The sequence below is a fragment of the Sinorhizobium sp. FG01 genome, assembly GCF_002531875.1.
GTDB classification, from domain to species: domain Bacteria; phylum Pseudomonadota; class Alphaproteobacteria; order Rhizobiales; family Rhizobiaceae; genus Sinorhizobium; species Sinorhizobium fredii_C.
Map to the genome: position 1 here is coordinate 80,231 of NZ_NWTB01000010.1, position 16,124 is coordinate 96,354.

The 16,124-nt window shown below is 62.4% G+C and carries 17 protein-coding genes; 4 read left to right on the forward strand and 13 right to left on the reverse strand.

Going from position 1 to position 16,124, the window contains the following annotated elements:
* Positions 1 to 212 precede the first annotated feature (212 nt).
* Together CO656_RS30505 and CO656_RS30510 are read right to left on the reverse strand one after the other, a co-directional pair.
* The gene (locus tag CO656_RS30505) at positions 213 to 521 is read right to left on the reverse strand and encodes a hypothetical protein (protein WP_202859977.1); all 309 of its coding nucleotides are present in this window, start codon (positions 519 to 521) and stop codon (positions 213 to 215) included.
* A 118-nt stretch (positions 522 to 639) separates the two neighbouring features.
* On the reverse strand, positions 640 to 1,293 hold the full coding sequence (locus CO656_RS30510) for an MFS transporter (RefSeq protein ID WP_202862289.1): 654 nt from the start codon (positions 1,291 to 1,293) through the stop codon (positions 640 to 642).
* Positions 1,294 to 1,514: 221 nt separating this feature from the next.
* Here CO656_RS30510 and CO656_RS17955 point away from each other — a divergent pair, with 221 nt between their 5' ends.
* The 3 genes from CO656_RS17955 to msrA are packed head-to-tail and all read left to right on the forward strand — an operon-like array spanning position 1,515 to position 2,653.
* Positions 1,515 to 1,706, forward strand: coding sequence for a hypothetical protein (locus CO656_RS17955; protein ID WP_234819790.1), 192 nt, complete (start codon positions 1,515 to 1,517; stop codon positions 1,704 to 1,706).
* Positions 1,703 to 2,146 carry a peptide-methionine (R)-S-oxide reductase MsrB gene (msrB, locus tag CO656_RS17960; RefSeq protein ID WP_037419961.1) on the forward strand — a complete coding sequence of 148 codons (444 nt, stop codon included), beginning with the start codon at positions 1,703 to 1,705 and terminating at the stop codon, positions 2,144 to 2,146. The genes CO656_RS17955 and msrB overlap by 4 nt, the downstream gene beginning before the upstream one ends.
* Positions 2,147 to 2,653: a peptide-methionine (S)-S-oxide reductase MsrA gene (gene msrA / locus CO656_RS17965; protein ID WP_097526618.1), complete on the forward strand. Its 507-nt coding sequence runs from the start codon at positions 2,147 to 2,149 to the stop codon at positions 2,651 to 2,653.
* Between the two features lie 54 nt (positions 2,654 to 2,707).
* On the opposite strand, the gene CO656_RS17970 is transcribed toward msrA, so the two are convergent.
* Positions 2,708 to 4,621 (reverse strand): adenylate/guanylate cyclase domain-containing protein, encoded by a 1,914-nt coding sequence (locus CO656_RS17970; protein WP_097526715.1) that lies wholly within the window; start codon positions 4,619 to 4,621, stop codon positions 2,708 to 2,710.
* A gap of 330 nt (positions 4,622 to 4,951) precedes the next feature.
* Here CO656_RS17970 and CO656_RS17975 point away from each other — a divergent pair, with 330 nt between their 5' ends.
* On the forward strand, positions 4,952 to 5,623 hold the full coding sequence (locus CO656_RS17975; protein WP_097526619.1) for a protein-L-isoaspartate(D-aspartate) O-methyltransferase: 672 nt from the start codon (positions 4,952 to 4,954) through the stop codon (positions 5,621 to 5,623).
* A gap of 54 nt (positions 5,624 to 5,677) precedes the next feature.
* Here the strand turns inward: CO656_RS17975 and CO656_RS17980 are convergent, their stop codons facing one another.
* The 10 genes from CO656_RS17980 to CO656_RS18025 all read right to left on the reverse strand — a co-directional run bounded on the left by CO656_RS17980 (position 5,678) and on the right by CO656_RS18025 (position 16,078).
* Positions 5,678 to 6,721 (reverse strand): GlxA family transcriptional regulator, encoded by a 1,044-nt coding sequence (locus CO656_RS17980; RefSeq protein ID WP_097526620.1) that lies wholly within the window; start codon positions 6,719 to 6,721, stop codon positions 5,678 to 5,680.
* A 42-nt stretch (positions 6,722 to 6,763) separates the two neighbouring features.
* Positions 6,764 to 7,762, reverse strand: coding sequence for a 4-hydroxyproline epimerase (locus CO656_RS17985; protein WP_097526621.1), 999 nt, complete (start codon positions 7,760 to 7,762; stop codon positions 6,764 to 6,766).
* An 8-nt stretch (positions 7,763 to 7,770) separates the two neighbouring features.
* Positions 7,771 to 8,625 carry an ABC transporter permease subunit gene (locus CO656_RS17990; protein WP_097526622.1) on the reverse strand — a complete coding sequence of 285 codons (855 nt, stop codon included), beginning with the start codon at positions 8,623 to 8,625 and terminating at the stop codon, positions 7,771 to 7,773.
* Positions 8,622 to 9,470: an ABC transporter permease subunit gene (locus CO656_RS17995; protein WP_097526623.1), complete on the reverse strand. Its 849-nt coding sequence runs from the start codon at positions 9,468 to 9,470 to the stop codon at positions 8,622 to 8,624. Before CO656_RS17995 ends, CO656_RS17990 begins: the two co-directional genes overlap by 4 nt.
* Positions 9,471 to 9,484: 14 nt before the next feature.
* Complete coding sequence (locus CO656_RS18000) at positions 9,485 to 10,573, reverse strand: glycine betaine/L-proline ABC transporter ATP-binding protein (RefSeq protein ID WP_097526624.1); 1,089 nt, start codon at positions 10,571 to 10,573, stop codon at positions 9,485 to 9,487.
* 102 nt (positions 10,574 to 10,675) lie between these two features.
* Positions 10,676 to 11,527 (reverse strand): glycine betaine ABC transporter substrate-binding protein, encoded by an 852-nt coding sequence (locus CO656_RS18005; protein WP_097526625.1) that lies wholly within the window; start codon positions 11,525 to 11,527, stop codon positions 10,676 to 10,678.
* Between the two features lie 76 nt (positions 11,528 to 11,603).
* A complete protein-coding gene (locus tag CO656_RS18010; protein ID WP_097526626.1) occupies positions 11,604 to 12,950 on the reverse strand; it encodes an FAD-binding oxidoreductase in 1,347 nt (448 codons plus the stop codon).
* The gene (locus CO656_RS18015) at positions 12,947 to 14,467 is read right to left on the reverse strand and encodes an aldehyde dehydrogenase (protein WP_097526627.1); all 1,521 of its coding nucleotides are present in this window, start codon (positions 14,465 to 14,467) and stop codon (positions 12,947 to 12,949) included. Before CO656_RS18015 ends, CO656_RS18010 begins: the two co-directional genes overlap by 4 nt.
* Positions 14,460 to 15,368: a dihydrodipicolinate synthase family protein gene (locus tag CO656_RS18020; protein WP_097526628.1), complete on the reverse strand. Its 909-nt coding sequence runs from the start codon at positions 15,366 to 15,368 to the stop codon at positions 14,460 to 14,462. Before CO656_RS18020 ends, CO656_RS18015 begins: the two co-directional genes overlap by 8 nt.
* Positions 15,365 to 16,078: a GntR family transcriptional regulator gene (locus tag CO656_RS18025; protein ID WP_097526629.1), complete on the reverse strand. Its 714-nt coding sequence runs from the start codon at positions 16,076 to 16,078 to the stop codon at positions 15,365 to 15,367. Before CO656_RS18025 ends, CO656_RS18020 begins: the two co-directional genes overlap by 4 nt.
* Positions 16,079 to 16,124: the final 46 nt, after the last annotated feature.

A 16,124-nucleotide genomic window follows, 5' to 3' on the forward strand; every position in this document is an offset into this window, starting at 1 on the left:
GCCGCATAGGCTGTCGATAGCCGTCGGTAATATGGGAATCTCAGCGCAAGAATCGTCACCACCACGCCGATCGCACCCGCAAGTGTAAAGACCAAACGCGATGCCTCGCGCCGGACCCATCCCGAACCATCCGCCTATGGTATCGGCCCCTGCCCCGTCGGTCATGAACGGAATGACCACGAACTGGGTCAGCGGACCGATCAGGAAGGCGGTCAGCGGCGAAGCGGCCTGTTCGACCGACTGGGCAAAGCCGAAGACGCGTCCCTGGCGTTCCAAGGGCACCACTTTCTGCAGGACGGTTGCTCGGCCGCTTCGGCATAGGGCGCCAACAGCATCCAGATGAAGCAACCGCCCGCCAGCAGCCAGACCGAGGACTGGATCGTGAAGACGCAGCACACCGACCAGGTGATGAGATTGACCAGCAGCAATGTGCGCAGCGGATTCTTGCCCAAACCGCTCTTCGATATGACGATGCCGCTGATGATGAAAGCGGTCGAGAGCACGCCGAACAGCAGTCCCACATCTGCACCGATACGAGCGAGAGGCCATAGGCATCCAGCAGCGCCATGAAAATGCCACCCAGGAAATTGTTGAACGTGGCAAAGAAGATCAGCGCGAATAGCCCCGGCACGGCGGCAATCACCGCAATCGTTCCTCGATGTCGACGCGCTTGGGTGCGGCGGGGTGACCGGGCGCGGCTCCCAAACGCCGCTCATCGACATGAATGAAGGCAAGGTGCGCAAAAGCCAGGAAGGTGAAAACGAGGGCGAAAGCCAGCGACGCCACCATTCCGCCCCAAGCGACCAGAAAGCCGCTGATCACCGAGGTGGTGAGAAAGCCGATACCGGTCACCATGCCGACGAGACCATTGGCCTTGTCCCTCCTATCCTCGGGAATGAGCACGGTGACCAGTGTCGGCAGGGCGATGGAGCGAATATTGCCGGCAATGACGCCGAGCATCACCAAAAGCACGAAAACCCAAAGGTGAACGCCATAGGGATTGGCGAAGGCCGCCTGCGGCGACATCAAGAGCAGCGCCAGGGACAGTACATAGAAGCCCGCCGACACCACGCTCGAGCCGAGCATGGCCAGCTTCTTGGGATTGTGGTCGACTATGCTGCAGAGCCAGAAGCCGAAGCCGGATGTGAACACGAGGTAGACACCGGCGATCATGCCGGTCGCAAACACGGATTGCGTTTCGATATAGACCCAGAAGGTCAGCGCGAACCAGACCGTGAAGTTGGTGATGTTGGCGATCAGGTTGTTGCCGAGAAGATGGTAAAACGGACGCATCGGCCTCTCCCTGTTGGCCCGGCCCTGCGTAGCTAGGGTGTGGAACCCCGATGTTCAATCCATTGCCAGGATGGCCACAGTCCGCCACGGCGAGGCGTCAGCAGTTCGGCTAACTCCAGCCTCATGCCGACCCGGACGCCGCGATCAGTGAAATCAATCAGTGAAATCTGGGACGCCGACGTGCGAAAGGCCGAGGGCCTTTCGGCGCGCCGCGCGGCGCCTTGCTTGCGATCGTCTGGCTGGAACTCTTCGTGCTGGTGGCCATCGGCATCCTCGCCGGATTCGGCATCGGTTACGCCGCGGCAATGGTCATTTCCCAGGTGGCTATCGAATCTCTGCATGCCCTTACTGGGAAATTGCACGGCCCAACGCCATATTCAGGCAGCAGATCCATGACGGAGACAGGGCAATGACCTACGCTAAGACTGCCGAGGCGGTCAGGAATCTCACACCCGAGCAGTATCGTGTGACCCAGCAGAACGGCACCGAGAGGCCCTTCACGGGGGAGTACAATGACAACAAAAGGCCGGGGATCTATGTCGACATCGTTTCCGGCGAACCGCTGTTCGCCTCGTCCGACAAATTCGATTCCGGCTGCGGCTGGCCGAGCTTCACCAAGCCGATCGTGGAGGAGAATGTCGAGGAACTGAGGGATGATTCCTATGGCATGGTCCGCACCGAGGTGCGCTCGAAGCATGGGGACAGTCACCTCGGCCATGTCTTTCCCGACGGCCCGAAGGATCGCGGCGGCTTACGTTATTGCATCAATTCCGCCGCGCTGCGCTTCATTCCGCGCGAGGAGATGGAGGCCGCGGGTTACGGCGCCTATCTCAACCAGGTGGAGGACATCTGAATGACCGAGAAAGCTGTATTGGCTGGTGGCTGCTTCTGGGGAATGCAGGACCTGATCCGCAAGCTCCTCGGCGTCGTCGAGACCCGCGTGGGCTATACCGGCGGCGATGTGCCGAATGCGACCTACCGCAACCACGGCACCCACGCCGAGGGCATCGAGATCATCTTCGATCCGGGTAAGATCAGCTACCGGCGGATTCTGGAGTTTTTCTTCCAGATCCACGATCCGACCACGAAATACCGGCAGGGCAACGACATCGGCATGTCCTACCGCTCGGCGATCTACTATGCCGACGACGAGCAGAAGCGCATTGCCGAGGACACCATCGCAGACGTCGACGCTTCCGGCCGATGGCCGGGAAAGGTGGTGACCGAAGTCGAACCGGCGGGGGATTTCTGGGAGGCGGAGCCGGAGCACCAGGACTATCTGGAGCGCTACCCAAACGGCTACACCTGCCACTTCCCGCGCTCCGACTGGGTCTTGCCCCGTCGCTCGGCGGCCGAATAGGCGGCCGTGTAGCTCCCGCCGCCGCATCCGAGCGCGGGCGCGCAGGCTGATTGCCTACAACAATGGTCCGGAGCGAGGCTGTGGCAAGCCGCTTGTCGCGTCTGGCGCTTTGGCTTCCGCAAGCTGCGACAGGAAACGATCCATGAGCGGGGAAGCGCCGAAGCGACGATAGACGCGCTCTTCGGCGAGTGAAAACTGAGGATTGACGTTCGTCAGCTGCGCCATCGCCCGCTGCGCGCCTGGCGCGTCTCCCCGCTGGGTCAGGACTGCCGTATGTATCAGGAGGCAATCCGCCTCGCGCGGCGCGCGGATTAGGCATTCCCGCAAGACCTGGTCGGCCTCGTCGATGCGGCCGGCAGCATAGAGAGCCTGGCCGTAGACATAGGTGTAATACTCGGGCGCCATCGGATGCAGCCGCCGGGCGCGCTCGGCGTTGCTGACCGCCTCCTCATAGCTCCCGAAGCGGACCTGCGCCTTGGCCAGCGCCATCAGGCTGTCCGGGTCGTTCGGGTTGAGTTCGACCGCACGCTCCGCGGCCTGAATGGCGCTGGCGTAGTCGCCGGCGACCGAAAGGCCGAAGCTCAGGGCCTGATAGCCTACGGCGAGATTGGGGTCGAGGCGAACGGCTTGGCGCGCCTCGCTGAGCCCCGTTTCCACGTCGATCCGAGTCGCCCTGCCGCTGAGGTTCTGTGCGAAGTCGACGATATAGGTCATGCCGAGATTGGCGCGCGCTGTGGCATAGCGGGGATCGAGTTCGAGGGCACGATGAAGCAGCGCACGCGCCGCAAGCAGCGCCTCGGCATCCCTCGATCCGTGTTTATAGCGGTCCCGCGCCTGCAGCACGAGATCGTAGGCCTGAAGATTTTCGGTCGGCCGTTCAGCCGCGTTCGATACTTCCGACGCGCGCACATAGGACACGAGATGCGAGACGATCTCGGCCGTCAGATCGGTCTGCAGCGCAAAGACGTCCTCGACGCGGCGGTCGTAGGTGCGCGACCAGAGATGGGCGCCGCTGCGCGCGTCGATCAACTGTGCCACCACGCGAAGCTGGTCGCCGGCGCGCCTGGCGCTGCCTTCCACCACATAGCCGGCCCCGAGCCTTTCTCCGATCCTGCGGATGTCCTCCGCCTGACCGCGCAGCGCAAAGGTCGAGTTGCGTGCGATGACCTGAAGGTCGGGATTTCGCGCTAGGTTGGCGATGATGTCCTCGGTCAGCCCGTCGGCGAAATAGGCCTGGTCGGTATCGCCACTCATGTTGTCGAAAGGCAGCACCGCAACGGTCGGCCGCGCATCTGCGGGCTCGGCGCCTGTCAGACGCACAATTCTGCCGGTCACATCCGCACCGATCGCCCGCAATGCGGGCACCTGAGTGAAAGCGGCGACGGCGACGAGCGCCGCAGCCCCCACCGCAAAAGGCAAAGCGGCACGCCGGCGGAGCGTAAACCTCCGTGTCCAGCCCCGGCCGCTCGCCTCTTCCGGCTCGAGCCGAACGGCGTAGACGGCGAGCGGCTCGGCGATGTTCTTGGCCTGCCTTCGCCCGACACTGTAGAAAAGCTTGCTGCGCCTCCGGTCGGCGCTGCGGACCACGGCCTCGCTGACGAATATGCTCGCCGGCGCTGCCATGGCCTCCAGTCGGGAAGCGACGTTGACGCCATCGCCGAACATGTCGCCATTGTCTTCTATGACGTCACCGAGGTTGATGCCGAGCCGCATTTGGAACGGCCGCTCGGCAAAGCCGTTTTGGATCTCGATCGCCGCATCGAGCGCCTCGTTGACGCTGGGGAAGGTCGCCAGAAAGCCGTCACCGGTGGTCTTGAAGGTGCGACCGCCATGTTTCTCGACGGTCGGTATGATCAGTTCGCTGAAGGTGGCGCGCAGGGCCGCGTAGGTCGAGGACTCGTCCTCGGACATCAGCCGGCTGTAGCCTACGATGTCGCCTGCAATGATTGCTGCTAGTTTGCGTTCCATCACGAGCCTCGTCAGACGCATCTATATGGCACCGTCCTTGCCCGTCCACTCAAAACTCCGTGTGCGCACGCGTTCCCTCGCGGGGCGTCTTGCGACCACAGCGCCGCCGTCCGTCAACCGGTAGTGGTTTGCGGATCGCTTGCCAAACGACCGGACACGAGCCTTCACCCGGAACGAGGACGGAACCTATCGCGGCTCGCGAGGTTGGTCGGACTGAACAGGAGGATATAGCGATGGCCAAATGCGACCAGTGCGGCAACGGGTGTTTCCGTGCCCCTTGATGCTAAGATGCTTACCCGAGTGCCCACGAGCTGAGGAAAGGCCGTCCTCATGAAGCCTATGAACGAAGAGCACCTGGCCGTTCTGCGCAGGCACATGGTGGAGGTGATTGCAATCTATGTCGATCTTGCAAGCGAGGAACTCGGCAAGGCGGTGCTCGATGAACGGGTGATGGCGGCGATGCTGCGGGTGCCCCGGCATCTCTTCGTGCCCGCCCCGGTGGCGCCTCTTGCCTATCAGGACACGCCCTTGCCGATCGGCTTCGACAAGACCGTCTCGCAGCCCTTCATGGTCGCCCTTATGACCGATCTTCTCGATCCCCAACCGCATGAGGCGGTGCTCGAGATCGGCACCGGCCTGGGCTACCAAACCGCAATCCTCGCCGAACTCGCCGGGCAGGTTTGGAGCGTCGAGATCATCGAGGAATTCGCAAGCCATGCCGAGGCTCTCCTTGAGGGCTTCGGCTTGTCGAACATCGGCATCCGGGTCGGCGACGGCTCTCGCGGCTGGCCCGAGCACTCCCCATTCGACAAGATCCTGGTCACGGCGGCGGCCGAGGAGGCGCCGCCCGCCTTGCTCGAGCAGCTCAAGCCGATGGGCCGTATGGTTCTTCCTCTCGGATCCGAAGAACAGGTGCTGACGGTCATCGACAAGAATGCGGCGGGACAACTCAAGACGCGGAAACTCATCCCGGTTCGGTTCAGTCGGCTCGAGGCCGCCTGATGCGCGCGTCTGGGCATCCGGCGCAAGGGAAGACGTGATAACAGCTCAAAGAGCTCACCTCGGCAGGCTACTTTCGCCGATCCCTTGCCGATCGCGTGCTGCGGAATCTCTGATCTCCGCGGGCGTTCGGCCGTAGGTCCGCCGAAACTCCTTGGTAAAATGCGAGGTGTTCACGAAACCGACGTCAAGCGCGACCTCGATTATCGGTTTCTTGCTCGTCAGCAGGATCTGCCTCGCCCGGTCCAGTCGCAGGCGTCGGAATGCAAGCGCGGGAGACATCCCCGCCTTCTCGGAGAACAACCGTTCGAGCTGGCGACGCGACAGGCCGACCGAGGCCGCAAGCTGCTCGATAGTGATGCCACCTTCGAGATGCTGTTCCATATTGATCAGCGTGGCCATGACGCGGTTGTCGTTGACGTAGTCGTGCAGCGGCTGCCGCGTCTGGATATCGAACTGCGACCGGGCCTTTTCGATCTGCAGGACTTCGAGCGCGTTGCGCTCGGCGTCCCGGCTGATGTGGCGCCTGACCAGGGCGGCGGCAAGATCGGCGGCACTGCTTCCCCCCGCACAGGAGCCGCGCTTGCGGTCGAGATTGAACAGCCGATCCGGTCGGACGTCATGATCGGGAAATCGTTCGCGAAACTCGTGGTAGTGAAGCCAGCTCACGCAGGTCTGGTGTTCCTTCATCAGGCCTGCCTCTGCCAGAATGAAGGAGCCGGTGCACAGGCCTATCAACCGAACGCTTTTCGAAGCGGCCCGCTTCAGAAACCGGATCGTTTCATGGTCGACCGGCTGCTCGACACTGAGAAGGCCGCCAACGACGGCAATGTAGTCGAACTCGCCAGGATCGACGAAGTCCGATGTAGGAGCGACCTGGACGCCGCAGCTCGAGGTGATCAGGTGCCTGGTGCTGCCGAGGACCTGCCAATCCGCAAGCACGCGGCCCGATCGGTCGAGCTGATCGCTCGCAAGCCGCAGCGTGTCAACGAATAGCGCAAAGGCGGACAGCGTGAACCATCGCGAGAGGATGAATCCGATTTTCAGCCGCTGCGCCTGCGGAGCGGCCGCCGGCGCCGATGAGTGCACGGAGTGTCCCATTTTACTCTGGCTCCTCTGCAGGCGCTCACCCGGCACTGCGGTTCACCTGATCTGAAATCCGTGGGCCAAGGGATCGCGGTCGTCGACGAAAATCGTATTGTGGCCGGTGATCCGCGCCCATGCTCCGATACTCGGCATGATGCCCTCGCAGGCCCCGACCCTGGCTGCCGCCTCGATCTGGCCGTCGAACACCGTGCCGATCAGGCTTTCATTCCGATAGGTGTCACCGACCTTCAGTCGTCCTTTTCCGTACAACTGCGCCATGCGGGCGGAGGTCCCTGTTCCGCCGGGCGAGCGGTCGATCGCCTTATCCCCATAGAAGACCGCACCCCGGCCGTCGGCATTTTCGTTGGTCGGCCGATCGCACCAGATCGCGTGGTGGACGCCGCGAATCCTGTCATCCTCCGGGTGCACCGGATCGCAAACGACTGCAAGCGCCGTGCGGAGTTTCTGGCTGACGCCGACGATCTCGGACGCGGTCATGCCGTCGAGACCTGGCCAGTTCCCCTGCGGCTCGACGACCGCATAGAAATTGCCGCCATAGGCAATGTCCACGACCAGCCGTCCGACACCCGGCACGTCGACTTCGACATCGGCGCTGTCGAGGTAGCTCGCGACGTTGAACAGCCGCACGTTTCTGACGAAATCGCCGTCCATCTCGTACCTGACGTCCACCCTTCCTGCCGGCGTCTCGATAGACAAGGTGCCGGGAGTCTTTGGCCTGACAAGGCCTTCCTCGATCACGACGGTCGAAAGGCCGATAGTGCCGGCGCCGCACATCGGAAGGCAACCGCTGACTTCGATGAACAGCGCCGCGAAATCGCAGTCGTCCCTGAAGGCCGGATAAATGATGGCTCCGGACATCACATCGTGGCCGCGCGGTTCGAACATCAGCGCCTGGCGTATCCAGTCATGGTCGCGAACGAAGATCTCGCGCCGCTCGGCTATCGGCAGATGCGGCAGCAGAGGCCCGCCGCCGGCGACCACGCGGACCGGATTGCCGCAAGTGTGTGAATCGATGCAGAAGAAACTGTGCCGCATGATAAGTTCTATCGGTCCGCTGGCGACATGCCACCTCGCTGAAGCGCGCCGCGAGAGAGCCTGTCGAGAAGGAGCGCGACCGCGACGATCGCGAGGCCGGCGCGCAGGCCGAGGCCCATTTCCATTCGCGTCAGTCCGCGCGTGACCTCAGCACCGAGCCCGCCTGCACCGACAAGTCCGGCAAGCACGACCATGGCGAGCGACAGGAGGATGCATTGGTTGAGGCCGACGAGCAGCGTCGGCTTTGCAGCGGGTATTTCGATCTTGAAGAGGATCGAGCGCGGCGAGGCCCCGATCGCCTGGCCAAGTTCAAGCAGGTCCTTCGGCACCTGGTTGAACGCCAGCGTCGTCAGCCGCAGCATCGGCGGTATGCCATAGACGATCGTCGCGATGATTGCCGGTACCCGCCCGAGGCTGAAGATCATCACCGCCGGAATGAGATAGACCCAAGGCGGGACCGTCTGCATGATGTCGAGGACGGGACGGATCGCCGCCTCGAAAGCCTTCACACGCGAAGCGAGGATCCCGAGCGGAAAGGCGATCAGGACGGAAATCGCCACGGCCATGGTGACGAGGGCAATCGTCTGCATCGAAGCGGCCCAGAGACCCATGATGAGACAGAAGCCGAGTGCCGCTCCGGCGAGAATCGCCGCCCGTATATTGACGAGGACGAAGGCGAGAAGCACCACGATCGCGATCAGCATATAGGATGGCAGCGCAAGGAGCGCCGCCTCGATCCCCGAAAGCACGGCCTCGACGACAGCGCTGATCAAGGCGAACAAGGGATGGAAATTTGCGTTGAGCCAGTCGACCGCCGGGGCGAGATATACTCCCGGCGAAAATTGAAACGCGAAAGGGTTCATGATTTTGCTCCCTTGCCGATGCGGGCCGCGCTCTGCGTGATCCGGTCGAGCACCATGGTCAGCACGACGATGGCGATGGCGGCATCGATCGACTTGGCGATGTCGAGTGTCCGGATCGCCCCATAGATCGTTTCGCCAAGACCGCCCGAACCGACGATGCCGGCGATCACGACCATGCCGAAGGCCATCATCAGGCTTTGGTTGATGCCCGCCATGATACTCGGCAGCGCAAAGGGCAGACGGATCTTGAAGAACATCTGCCATCTGGTGATTCCGACGGCCTGACCCAGCTCGATGAACTCGTGCGGCGTCATGCGGATGCCGAGCGATGTCAATCGGACGGCCGGAGGCATGGCGACAACGAAGGTTGCGATGAGCGCGGTCGCCGGTCCGTAGCCCAAAAGCGCGATCGCAGGCAGGAGATAGATGTAAGGCGGCAGGGTCTGGATGAGATCCAGGGCCGGTTCCAGCAAACGATCGAGCGCCGGCAGAAAGCCGGCGACCACGCCCAGCGGCAGCCCGACGAGAAGCGCGAGGGAGGTCGCGGTAATCACCAGAGCCAAGGTGCTCATCGTTTCCGGCCACAAGCCCATGAACGAGCAGAACGCCAGTGCGACCCCCGCCAGGACGCCGAACCAGGCGTTCACCAGCCGCCAGCCAAGAGCGCCGAGAATGATGACGATAATGTAGAATGGCGGCAGTTCGAGCACCCAGAGGATGCCGTCATAGAAGCCTTCGAGCAGCGACCGCACGAAATCGAAGAGGAACTCGCCATTGTCGCTCAGCCACTCGAGCGCCGAGTCCGTCCACGTATCGAACGTGTCCGCGAAACCTGAACTGTCCATTTCCAACCGCTCCTCTAAGCAGCTGCCGCGTGCTCGCCCGCGGGCGTGCCCTTGACGCCGGCCAGCAGGCTCCGGGCTGTCACCACACCGACGACGCTGCCTTTGTCGATGACCGCGATCGCATCCCGGTCGGACTGCATCGTCAGCTCGATGAGCTCGTCGATGTCTGCCTCGGGCCTCGTTTTGACGAGCGCACCGACGTCGTTCAGTGGATGCCGCTTCTGGTATTCGGCCACGGGGACCATCACCGAATGCGCCTTGATCAGGTGGAGACGTGAAATTCCGGCCACGAAGTCGGCGACATATTGATCGGCGGGGTTGAGAACGATGTCCTCTGCCGTACCCACCTGGATGATGACGCCGTCCTTCATGATCGCGATCCGGTCGCCGATGCGGATCGCCTCGTCGAGGTCATGGGTAATGAACACCGCCGATTTTCCGAGCTCCTTGGTGAGCTGCCGGAATTCGTCCTGCAGCTGCCGGCGGATGAGCGGATCAAGGGCGCTGAACGGCTCGTCCATGAGAATGATTTCCGGATCCGAGGCGATGGCGCGCGCCAGCCCGACGCGCTGCTGCATGCCGCCCGACAGCTCTGCCGGAAAACGATTGAGCCAATCGCCAAGGCCGACTTTCTCCAGCGCGGCCTTGGCAGTCCGGTTGCGCTCGGCTTTCGGGACGCCCTGCACTTCGAGACCGAAGGCAGCATTCTCGAGCACCGTTCGATGCGGAAGCAGCGCCACGCTCTGGAACACCATGCCGATGTTCTGGGCCCGCATCTGCCGGAGTTGAGCCGCATCGAGCATGGAGAGATCCTTGCCCTTCACGAGTACCTTGCCGAGGCTCGGCGCAATCAGCCTGTTCAGAAGCCGAATCAAGGTGGACTTGCCGCTGCCCGACAATCCCATGATGCAGAAGATTTCGCCGCGGCGAATCTGAAGGCTGGCGTCCGAAACGCCGACGACGCAGTTGTACTCCTGCAGGATCTGTTTTTTCGACAAGCCGCGCTTCGCAACGGCTTCTATCGCGGCGTGTGCCTTGTCGCCGAAAATCTTCCAGACCGATTGGCAGTCGATCAGCACTTCGTTCGCTTCGATGCTTGCCATTTCCTCACTCCCTTGGAGCCAAACTTGCGCCGGCAGTGCCGCACAAGGTTTGGCAGCGGTCGCCCGGACAGGTCTCCAGGCAGCCAATTGCGGTTTTGCACCTCAGTAGTTCTTGATGTTTCCCCACCGCTTCAGGAGGTCGGCATGGCTATCCGTCCAATCCTTCACGGCCTCTTCCATCTTCTTGCCGTCGCTGACGGCGCCATTGATCGCGGTGATGTCGGCCAGCGGCACGTAGACGCTCGCCAGGATCTCGCGGGCCTGCGGGTTTTCTTCCGAGAAGCCCTTATGGCCGATCCAGTAGTAGCTCTGCGGCGGCGGGAAGACGCCCTTCGGGTCCTTCAGGAACTTCACATCGTATTTCTGCATCATCCAGGACGGCTCCCAGATCGTCACCGCGATCCACTCCTGCCTGTCGATCGCCGATTTCAGCGCCGCCGTCATGGCGGCGGTGCTGCCTTCCACGAGCTCGAGCTTGAGGCCGTATTCCTTGACCGCGTCCGCGGTGTCGCGCATCAGGCCCGAGCCCGGCTCGATCCCGATGATCTTGCCGTCGAACTTGTCCGCGATATCGTTGAGCTGGTCGATGGAGTCGATCGTCACGTAACTCGGCACCGCAATCGATTGGTAGAGGCCGTGGGATACCGGCGAGATCTTCTCCAGACGGTTCTTGTTCTTGTCCCAGTAGTCCTGGGCGACATAGTCGGTCTGGGAAGCCAGGATCTGGATATCGCCCTTGCTCAGCGCCGCATAGGCGATGCCCCACTCCGAAAACTCGGTCACCTTGACCGTGTAGCCGGCGTCTTCCAGAACCTTCTTCGTGATCCCTGTGATGGGGGTCAGGTCCTCCCACGAGAGGGTTCCCATCTCGATGGTCTTCTCCTCGGCGCGAGCCGGCATCATGGTCAGGCCGACCATCGCAGCGGCGCAGAATGCTTTCCAAAGTGTCTTCACGGTTCACTCCTGTTCTTGGTTCCCGTTGTTTTTCAAAGACTGCTCATTCAGTCTTCGTCATTGCGTGGTCGCCGGCTTAGCCCTCCCGACCAGCTCGCAATTCCTGCCAGCGGATCACCGAGTTGATGCCGAGCCAGGCAAAGGGCTCCGGCGGCAACTTCGCCGGGATCGGCTGATCCTTGTATGTCTTGAGATTCCGGCTCCCGGTGTTCGTGGCGAGTTCCGCGGCCATCATGCCCGCCAGCGTGCTCTTGACGGTTCCGAGACCGTTTTCGCAGCAGGCGGAATAGAGCCCCTCCTCCACCTCGCCGAAGGCCGGCACGTGATTCCGGCTGAGGCAAAGCGCCCCGGCCCAGCTGAACTCGAAGGGCACACGCTGAAGTCCGGGGAACCGCGCATCGAACGATCGTCTCTGCTTGGCGGCGATACCGGCGATGCGCTTCGTGGAGACTTGCAGGCTCGGGTCGTAGGTGAAGCGCGTCCTGATCACGATGCGCGATTGACCGCCACTGCTGATCTTCCTGACCGTCGCCCCCATGGGATCCGCCGGCAACAACGCCCAACGGTCGGCTCCGCTCGCCCGGCTGCCGAACTCCTTCGGCGAGAAGGCAGCCGTCATGGAGGCGTAGGTGAAGATGTGCATCAGCCGACGACGGAAATACCCGAAGCTCTCGACGTGGCCATTCACGGCCAGGATCACCCGGGGCGCCGTCACGGTGGCGCGGTTGGATTTCGCCTTCCAATCCTTCCCCTGCCGGGTCAGTTCGAGGACCGGCGAATGTTCATAGAGATCGACTTTGGAACCCAGGCCGTGCGCCAGACCTCTGATATAGTCTGCCGGTTGGATCAACACGGCGCCCGGCGTGTAGAGGCCGCCGCGATAATAATCGGAGCCGGTGATCTCGCGCATCTGCTGGAGGTCAATCAGCTCGTGCTTCTCGCCGATCCGCTGAAGCGAAGCGGCATAATTCCTGTTGAATTTCAGGCCCCGCTCGCTGGCCGCAGCGTTGATCTTTCCGGATGGGTCGAACGTCTCCTTCCCCATTCCGTACTCGGCGGCAGCCTCCGCGGCGAATGAGATGGCGAGACGGTTCTGCTCCATTTCCAGCGCAGTCGCCTTCTCGTCGGCGACCGAATACTCGCCGGACGCAAGGTTATGCGGCACATCGATCATATAGCCGGAGTTGCGGCCGGCCGTGCTCTTGGCAACCTCCGTCGCATCGAGCACGACGATCTTTTCCCCGGGTCTCAGCTGCGACAACCTTCGCGCGGCCGAGAGACCCGCGAAGCCCGCGCCGATGATAAGCCAATCGGCGCGAACATCGCTCTCAAGCGTCTGCATCTGGAACCGGCGGGTGCTGATGGCCTCCCAGCCGGACCTACCCGTATCGACGGGCAGTCGCTTGATGGCGTGATGGTTCATCGAACCGTCTCGTCCACCGAGCGATCCGAGACATCGATCCAGATTGTCTTCAGCTCGGTATACTGGTCGTGCGCCCAGATGGACTTGTCGCGGCCGCCGAAACCGGATTCCTTGTAGCCGCCGAACGGTGTCGTCGCGTCGCCTTCGCCGAAGCAGTTGACGGTAACGACGCCGGCGCGGATCTCGCGCGATAGCTTGATCGCGTTCCGGAGACTGCCGGTGTAGACCGAACCCGTGAGGCCATAGACCGTGTCATTGGCAAGGGTGATCGCCTCCGCCAGGCTCGTGAAGGTGGTGACGGAAAGCACCGGACCAAAGATTTCCTCCTGGAAGAGGCGGCTGTCGCGGCCGACGCCGTCGACGACGGTCGGCTCGACAAAGTTGCCGCCTTCACGGGTATCTCCGCCAAAGAGCAGCGAAAGCTTCTCGGTCTGGATATCGTCCAGGAAGGACTTCACCTTCTCGAAGTGCGCTTTGCTCACCAGCGATCCGATGCGGTTTTCCGGGTTGAGCGGGTTGCCCATCCGCCATTCCCGCATATAGGCGCCGATCCGTTTCAAGAGCTCGTCCTTGACGTCGGCGTGAACGATCAGGCGCGAGGTCGCGGAGCAGTTCTCGCCCATGTTCCAGAAGGCGCCATTGACGACCTGCTCGGCGACGAGGTCGAGATCCTCGACGTCGTTCATCACAACGGCGGGGTTCTTGCCGCCGCATTCGAGTACGACCCGCTTCAGGTTCGAGTCCGCCGCATAACGCAGGAAGCGCCGGCCGGTCGCGGTCGAGCCGGTGAAGCTGACCATGGAGACATCCATGTGCATGCCGAGCGGCTCGCCGACATCCTTGCCGCTGCCGGTGACGACGTTGAAGACGCCGGCGGGAATGCCGGCTTCATGCGCAAGTTCAGCCACCCGCAGTGCCGTCAGCGTCGTTTCCTGCGCCGGTTTGACGACAATGGAGCAGCCGGCTGCGAGCGCCGGGCCGATCTTCCAGGCGAGCATCAGCAGCGGAAAGTTCCATGGCAGCACCAGGCCGACGACGCCGATCGGTTCGCGCACCACCAGCGTCAGGGCGTTCGAGCCGACCGGTGCGGTGTTGTCGTAGATCTTGTCGATCAGCTCGGCATGCCAGCGGATGGTATGGATCGTATCCGGCACATCAATCGTCTGGACCTCGCGGATCGGCTTGCCGCTGTCGAGGCTTTCTAGCACCGCGAGTTCATGGCGGTTGCGCTCGAGCAGCCTCGCGAACTTCAGCAGGACGTCCTTCCTCTCGCCGGGAGAGCGAAGATGCCAGCGGCCGTCTTCGAAGGCTTGCTTGGCCTTGGCCACGGCATAGTCGACGTCGGAAGAATCGCAGGCGGCGATTTCCGTCAGGACTTCGCCGGTCGCCGGATTGGTCGTCTTGAAGGTCTTTCCGGATTGAGCGGGACGAAAGGCGCCGTCGACAAAGGCGTTCGACGGATAGGACATCGACTTGGCTATCGCCGCATATTCCGCTGCGGTCAGAAGATCATGCATAATTGGCTCCCGATGTGATGTGGGCGACGCTTCGCTTCAGGTTGCTGATGACTGTCTGAAGGCTTCGCTTCTCTTCCGAATTCAAGGGGCGCAGCGGTGCGCGCACCTCGCCGACGTTCAGGCCGTTCAGCTCGCAGCCGTGCTTGATCGACTGGACGAACTTGCCGCATTCGAGAAAGTCCATCAGCGGCAGCATCGCCGTCATGATTGCGCGGCCCTTGTCGAAGTTCTTTTCGAGCACACAGGCTTCGTAGAGGGCGACATGTTCGCGCGGCAGGAAGTTGGAGCCGGCACAGACCCAGCTTTTCGCGCCCCAGGCGAAGAATTCGAGCGCCTGGTCGTCCCAGCCGCAGGAGAGCGAGATGTGCGGAAACTTCCGGGCGAGCAGGTGCAGATTGCCCATGTCGCCGGAGCTCTCCTTGATCGCCACGACGTTCTTGGACTTGCCGACGCGGGAGAAGTATTCGTCTCCCATCATCACGCCCATGCGGGCCGGATAGTTGTAGAGCATGATCGGCAGGTTGGCGGCGCGGTCGACGGTCAGCGCATGCACCGCGTTCTCGCGCTCCGTCGGCAGGGCATAGGGCGGCGACGAGACGAGGATCGCGTCGGCCCCGATGTCTTTGGCGGCCTTCGCATATTCGACCGAATCCTCCGTCCGCGTCGCACCGGTGCCGACGATCAGCGGCAGCCGCGTGCCGATGACGTCCTTGGCATGGGCCGCAAGGTCGACGCGTTCCTGCGCCGACTGCGCGTAGTATTCGCCGGTGGATCCGCCAACAATGATGCCGTGGACCTTGGCCTCGATCAGAGATTCAAGAACCTCCGCGAACGCCTTCATGTTGATCGTGCCATTGGTGTAAGGCGTCACCGCAGGCGTATAGATACCTTCGAACTTCAAGACAGTTTCTCCATCTGCGGTTTGGCCGGGCCATCGACCAGGGCGTCGGCCTTCATGCCCTGCGGCGCGATGAACATCTCCATGTTCTCTCGCGAGAGTTCCCAATGCTCGAAGACGAGATCGACGACCGCGTCCTCGTCATGCGCGGCGATCGCCGCGATGAACGCGTCATGGTGCTCGACGGCGACGCGAAGCCGCTTTTCCATGTCCTCGTTGCGCGGGCGGAAGAAGGTGTGGCCGATGCGGGCGTGATCGATCAGCAGGCGGCCGAGGCTCGGCTGCAGGTAGACGTTACCCGACATCTCGCCCATGATCTCGTGGAAGCGGTTGTTCTCCAGCACCATCGCAGGGGCGTCCTTGGACCCTGCAGCAGTGCGAAACCGCTCCTGCGTGTCCTTCAGTTGCGTCATCTGTCTGGGCTTGAAGTTCTGGACGGCCAGCCGGCCGATCGCTGCATAGACCATGGGCGCGACCAGAAAGAAATTCCTGAGCGTCGAATGATTCATGGGCGCTACCCGCGCCCCGCGGTTCTCCCGGATTTCGACATATCCCTCCCCCTCGAGGCGGCGGATGACTTCTCGCACTGGGGTCCGGGACACGCCGTAGCGCTCGCTGAGGACCACCTCGTCCAGGTCCTCGTCCGGATCCAGGTCCATCGTCAGTATTTGCCGTTTCAGATCTTCGTAGAGACCGTTCTTGCCGCTCTTCACAGGGACCTCCTCCGACGTCGGGAAGTTGGCTGGTAGGCGCACCGTC